This window comes from Bacillus sp. SRB_331, from assembly GCF_003264175.1.
GTDB classification, from domain to species: Bacteria; Bacillota; Bacilli; order Bacillales; family Bacillaceae_G; genus Bacillus_A; species Bacillus_A mycoides.
In genome coordinates, this window is the sequence record NZ_NADV01000039.1 from 61,313 (window position 1) to 67,312 (window position 6,000).

The following is a 6,000-nucleotide window of genomic DNA, read 5'->3' on the forward strand; positions in this document are numbered from 1 at the left end:
AATAATCAGTGGGGGATGAACAAAACCCCCACTGATTATAGTTTCACTTTATTTCTAGCAGCCGGTATTTGGTTTGTTGATTGGAATATATTGTTGTAAACAGTAACAAGATCGTTACTGTTTTTTTCTTTGTAATAAGAGACTTTGTAAAGAGAGCGCTTTTTGTTCATTTGTTAATAATGAATTGATGTGAACGTTATTAGGGCTAGGGACTATAGGGTACATAAGGTTCGATGGTGAATGGTGATGTTCAGAACCGGTTGGAGAGTGGGGATCTGCGTGCGTAAGTTTTCCATGAATTCGTCTTGTAAATAAAATATGACCAATTTCGTGAGCGAGGGTGTATATATTTTTCATTGGAGCAGCTGAGTTTGTTAAAACGATGTAACCAGTAAGTTGTTGTTGTTTCGCTAGAGAGTAAGCGCAAGCGATTACTGCGGTTTCTTTGAAATAATCACTACCAATATAACAAATATAAAGGTCGCATTCAGGAGCTTCGTTAACACAAGTTTGAAAAAAAGATGATAATTTTTCCTGACTTTGAATGGAGTTTTTATAACTAATTTCCCGATTAGAAAAACGGAAAAGCTCGTTTAGTACAATTACTTCTTTAATTTTAAATGTAATGGGATGCCAAATTGATTCTGCAACTGCTAAATCTTTTGCAATACGGTCGTCAGAAATATCGGCGCCTGGAGTAATGCAAACACATATATTAACGTATGAATTCATAAGGAACACCTCAAATGAAAAAATTCTTTCTATAATATATGTGGGGGAAAGGTCCTATGTATGGATAAACGCCTTGTTTATTACACGAATATATAGACTATAAGTCGAAAAAATTTCATAGTTCTATAACGTAGTATGGTCATCTTTTTGATATAGTAAAGAAAAGGGGGAGAATATATGTATACATTAAAAATCGTTTCAGACAGAGAAGCTCTGTATCAATTTGCGAGCTATGTAAGAGTTGTGCAAGGGGTTGAAGATGTATATGTAGAGGTGGGAGAACCTTTATATGAACATCCATTAATGAAGTTTTATGTACATATTACAATTGAAGAAACATATGATCAGCATAAAGCATTGCAAGAAATAGCTAGATTAGTAGAATTAGGACGTTTTACATATGTCCATTATCATAATGAGGAAATTGAAGAAGCTTTTGAAGTTGTAAAATACGAAAGCTTTAAGAAATAAAGTGAAACTTTAATCAGTGGGGGTTTTGTTCATCGCCCACTGATTATCAGCCCTCACCAATCGGGCTTTTATGGGCAGCCCGATCCCCACCTAACTTCTTTACTTTCGCTGAATTTTGAGGTAGGGGTCTTACCGCCCGCAAATAGCAGGATAACGGTAAAAAAAGGAAGTGGAAGCTTCCTTTTTTATTGAAAATTACAGCAACAAAAGAAAGAGAATTTTGTTATGATAAGGAAGGGTGAGGAAAGGGGAGTTTACATATTGGGGTATATTGAAGAGTTACGCAAAGTAGTTGGTACGAGACCACTTATTTTAGTAGGATCAGCAATTATTATATTAAATGATAATCAAGAAGTATTGCTTCAATATCGTTCAGATACATATGATTGGGGCGTACCTGGTGGGGCAATGGAACTGGGAGAAACGACAGAAGAAACTGCTCGTAGAGAATTATTCGAGGAGACGGGACTAAACGCGAAAATTATGCAATTTCTTGGCGTTCTTTCAGGAAAGGAAGTTTATTTCCTTTATCCAAATGGAGATGAAATTTTTAATGTGATTCATCTGTATCAGGCACATCATGTAAGCGGAGAATTAAAGCTCGATCATGAAGGGTTAGAACTTCAATATTTTCCAGTAGATAAGTTACCAAAATTGAATGAAACGACAGAGAAGATATTACAAAAATTCTTATACGCATTGACAGAATAGAAGGTTAATTCCTTCTATTTTTATTATATTAAATATTTTGATTTTTTGGTATGTTTATAGTATGATAATTTTAGACATACAACTTATGGAATTTCACCTAAAAACTTACTAGGGTACATAAGAGAGGGGCAAGTACAAAATGCATAATGTTGTCATTACAGCTGCAGTTCGTTCACCAATTGGAACTTTCGGAGGAGCACTAAAAAATATAACACCAGTAGAATTAGCTGTTCCTGTACTTCAGGAAGCTGTAAAAAGAGGCGGAGTAGAGCCACATGAAGTTGATGAAGTAATTTTAGGTCATTGTATTCAAAGAACTGATGAAGCAAATACGGCAAGAACAGCTGCATTAGCGGCAGGATTTCCTGACACAGTTACTGGTTATACAATTCAACGTCAATGTTCTTCAGGTATGCAAGCAATTATGTCTGCTGCAATGCAAATCCAATTAGGTGTAAGTGATATTGTTGTTGCAGGTGGAGTAGAAGCAATGAGCTCGAGCCCTTATGCATTGAAACAACACCGCTGGGGACAACGTCTACAGCACGGAGAAATTCGTGATACGGTGTGGGAAGTTTTAGAAGATCCGATTCACCATATTATGATGGGTGAAACAGCGGAAAATTTAGTTGAACAATATGAAATTACAAGAGAGGAACAAGATGAAGTTGCGCTTCGTAGTCATACATTAGCGCTGCAAGCGATGGAGTCTGGATACTTTGACGATCAAATTGTTCCTATTACAATAAAAGAACGTAGAAAAGAAGTTGTATTTGCGAAGGATGAACATCCACGTGCAGATATTACAGCTGAAAAATTAGCAGGATTAAAACCAGCTTTCCGTAAAGACGGATCAGTAACTGCAGGGAATTCATCTGGTCTTAATGACGGAAGTGCAGTTCTAGTATTAATGAGCGAAGAAAAAGCAAAAGAAAAAGGCTTACAACCGTTAGCTCGAATTGTTGGATACTCAGTAGCGGGTGTAGATCCGAAAATTATGGGTATTGGACCAGCACCAGCAATTCGTAAAGGATTAGAAAAAGTAGATTGGTCATTAGAAGATGCAGATTTACTTGAAATTAATGAAGCTTTCGCTGCACAATATTTAGCTGTAGAGAAAGAGTTAGGGTTAGACCGTGAGAAAGTGAATGTAAACGGTAGTGGTGTAGGACTTGGACATCCAATTGGTTGTACAGGAGCTCGTATTACGGTAAGTTTAATTCACGAATTAAAAAGACGTGGATTAGAGAAAGGTATTGCCTCTCTATGCGTTGGAGGCGGTATTGGAGTAGCTTTATTTATAGAAGCATTATAAAAAAGAGGCAGCGATTGCTGCCTCTTTTTTTATGACTCAAATAAGTGATGAAATAATCGATCGCGATTTTCAAAGAAAAGTTTCGTCGTTTGGTAATGCTCCGTTTCTTCTAATGTCGATTCGTGAATTCCTTCTTGAGTTAAAGAGTATATAGTAGATTCAGGATAAGCCATTAAAATGGGAGAATGCGTTGCGATAACAAATTGTGAACCTTGTTCAGCTAGTTCGTGCATGCGAATGAGCATTGAAAGTTGTCTCATTGGGGATAAAGCTGCCTCAGGCTCATCTAAAATGTATAAACCTTGTCCTGAAAAACGATTCATAAATAATGAGAAGAAGGATTCGCCGTGTGATTGTTCGTGAAGTGAAACGCCGCCATAAGATTTTATAGCATCTATTTCATCGATATAAGAAGCAACGTTATAAAATGATTCAGCGCGAAGAAAGAAACCGTCGTTTGGTGTATTGAAACTTTTTGAAATTCGAAGATATTCATGTAAAGATGAATGGGAATCGTTTGTGCTAAAACGGAAATTCTTCGTTCCACCTTCTGCATTAAAACCTAAAGCAATTGCAATTGCTTCCAGTAATGTTGATTTACCTGTCCCATTCTCTCCAATAATGAATGTTACATTTGGGTGGAAAGCTAGTGATTGCAAAGTTCGAATAGCGGGTAGACAGTAAGGATATGCGGAAAAGCTAGGGATATTTTCTTTTTTTAATGTGACATTTTTTAAAAAGGGTACGTCAATCAATATATAAACCTCAATTCATAACGGATTTTGATTCTAAAAAAGCGGCAAATACTAATGTAATACAACTTGCTAATAGTACTGTATATTGAAGTGCGCCAAAACCGAGACCTTCCCAGCCGAAAGTCATTCTCTTCCATATGAAAATGAAAAGAACGCTCATAAAACCAAAGAGGGCAGGCATATATTTTATAATTTTCAAGTGCTTCCATAGAAAGAAGCCAATGTATATACTTAAAAACAAGGTAGACAGAACAAGAAAAAATACAAGTGTTAACGACACGTGATCCCCCTTATTTTCTGAATATTTTATGTGAATTATAACATTTAAACTATCATATTCCAATGTGAAAATAAATATTGCATAGAGATTATTCATGTCGTTATGATAGTATGTATTCTATTGGAAATATGAAGAGGAGTATTAATATGCCGTTTACATTCGCACATCCAGCAGCTGTTCTCCCTTTGGCTAAGAAACATTCTAGTTATATTTCGGTGACGGCTCTTATATTGGGTAGTATGGCACCTGATTTTGAATATTTTTTATATTTTAGGCCATACGGTATTATTGGCCATACATGGGTTGGTTTCTTCTATTTGAATTTACCACTCGTTTTTTTATTAGCATATGCATATCATCGTATTTTAAAAGGACCGTTTATAACACATTTACCTAAGCCTTTTGCTAGTTACTATAAATATGTAGTAGATGCGAAGTGGGGGCTGTATACTTGGAAGAATTTTTTTGTATTTTGCTATTCTGCTTTATTCGGTATGGTGACGCATGTCGTTTGGGATGCTTTTACTCATAAGACAGGCTATTTTGTTATGGAAATGCCGCTGTTACAGCAAGAAGTATATAGTATTCCAATTTATAAATTTTTACAGCATGGGAGTACATGTTTTGGTCTACTATTACTAATATATGTACTATGGAAATATAGGAGGGAAACTGATCAAGATACTAGTTTAACTGCGGAAAAAAAGAAATATTGGGCTTCATCTATCGTTGTGGCGGCCATTATATTTATCGTTCACGCGTTATTAGACCCCTATTTTCATATTTTCCAAATAGGAGGTATAATAGTATCTGGACTGACAAGTTCGTTTTGTGGACTTCTTATTGTTTCTATAGTTTACAAATCAAGGGACTAATTTATATTAATGAATGATAGTGTTAGGAGAAATTAAATGATGAAAGCATGGAAAAGTATTTTTGTTTTATGCAGTTTTCTTCTTATGTTAAGTGGTTGCTTCCAGCAAGAAGAAAAGAAGGCAGAACCTAAAAAGAAAGAATCTATTCCAGAAACAAAAGAGTATGGTGGGCGTGAGCTTAAAAAAGTAGGACAAAAAGTGAAAGAAAAAGGGTGGGGGACATTTGAATTAGAACAGATTCATTCTGTGAATCAGACATTTGAAGTAGCCCCAATGAAAATTCACGTACAAGATGTTAAAGTTATCTCATTATCACAAATGAGCAAAGAGGCAAAAAATACATTGAAAGTGTATACTGCATTAACTCCTGAAGAAGTAAAGCGTAGATTGGGAGATAAAGTGAGTCAAGAAGATGCTGAATTATATGCATCGTTAAGTGGAACAGAGATTAGCGATACGATTCGGTATGTTGAAATTACATATAAGGTAGAGAATAGTGGAGATAAGAACATGCAATTTTTCTCTATGAATGATGTTGCTATAAATGACAAACAACATTTTAATGTAGCGACTCAAAACTTTTTATATGATGAAGATACGCTCGTTGGTACAAAGAGTGTTTCAAGGGAAGATTATAGGCCTGGTGAGACACGAGAAGGAATTATCGGTTTAATACTTGATGATGGAAAAGAAAAAGTAAAGGATATTAAGTTTACGACAGATGATTTAGCAGCAGGAGACACAAATGAAGCTGTTAAAGAACCGCAAACTTTTAATATTTCACTCTCTAAATAAAGTGTCTTTATAATAATTTAAGTAAAAACAGTCAGCATAAAAAGTGAAGTGCACCCCAATTGTTAG

General features: G+C 35.5%; 8 protein-coding genes. 5 read left to right on the top strand and 3 right to left on the bottom strand.

Translation table 11 applies throughout. From position 1 onward, the window contains the following. Positions 1-114: 114 nt before the first annotated feature. A complete protein-coding gene (locus B5P42_RS23925) occupies positions 115-732 on the bottom strand; it encodes an ImmA/IrrE family metallo-endopeptidase (protein ID WP_002033939.1) in 618 nt (205 codons plus the stop codon). 177 nt (positions 733-909) lie between these two features. Here B5P42_RS23925 and B5P42_RS23930 point away from each other — a divergent pair, with 177 nt between their 5' ends. From B5P42_RS23930 to B5P42_RS23940, 3 genes are all read left to right on the top strand, one after another. Then, the gene (locus tag B5P42_RS23930) at positions 910-1,203 is read left to right on the top strand and encodes a DUF3928 family protein (RefSeq protein WP_002088390.1); all 294 of its coding nucleotides are present in this window, start codon (positions 910-912) and stop codon (positions 1,201-1,203) included. A gap of 261 nt (positions 1,204-1,464) precedes the next feature. Further along, on the top strand, positions 1,465-1,914 hold the full coding sequence (locus B5P42_RS23935) for an NUDIX hydrolase (RefSeq protein WP_113735426.1): 450 nt from the start codon (positions 1,465-1,467) through the stop codon (positions 1,912-1,914). A 139-nt stretch (positions 1,915-2,053) separates the two neighbouring features. After that, positions 2,054-3,229 carry an acetyl-CoA C-acetyltransferase gene (locus B5P42_RS23940; RefSeq protein WP_002128911.1) on the top strand — a complete coding sequence of 392 codons (1,176 nt, stop codon included), beginning with the start codon at positions 2,054-2,056 and terminating at the stop codon, positions 3,227-3,229. Positions 3,230-3,258: 29 nt separating this feature from the next. Here the strand turns inward: B5P42_RS23940 and B5P42_RS23945 are convergent, their stop codons facing one another. After that, positions 3,259-3,984 (bottom strand): AAA family ATPase, encoded by a 726-nt coding sequence (locus tag B5P42_RS23945; RefSeq protein ID WP_002165131.1) that lies wholly within the window; start codon positions 3,982-3,984, stop codon positions 3,259-3,261. A 10-nt stretch (positions 3,985-3,994) separates the two neighbouring features. Beyond that, on the bottom strand, positions 3,995-4,264 hold the full coding sequence (locus B5P42_RS23950; protein ID WP_113735429.1) for a hypothetical protein: 270 nt from the start codon (positions 4,262-4,264) through the stop codon (positions 3,995-3,997). Positions 4,265-4,410: 146 nt separating this feature from the next. Here B5P42_RS23950 and B5P42_RS23955 point away from each other — a divergent pair, with 146 nt between their 5' ends. After that, the gene (locus B5P42_RS23955) at positions 4,411-5,139 is read left to right on the top strand and encodes a DUF4184 family protein (protein ID WP_113735427.1); all 729 of its coding nucleotides are present in this window, start codon (positions 4,411-4,413) and stop codon (positions 5,137-5,139) included. 36 nt (positions 5,140-5,175) lie between these two features. Then, a complete protein-coding gene (locus B5P42_RS23960) occupies positions 5,176-5,934 on the top strand; it encodes a hypothetical protein (RefSeq protein WP_002066932.1) in 759 nt (252 codons plus the stop codon). Positions 5,935-6,000: the final 66 nt, after the last annotated feature.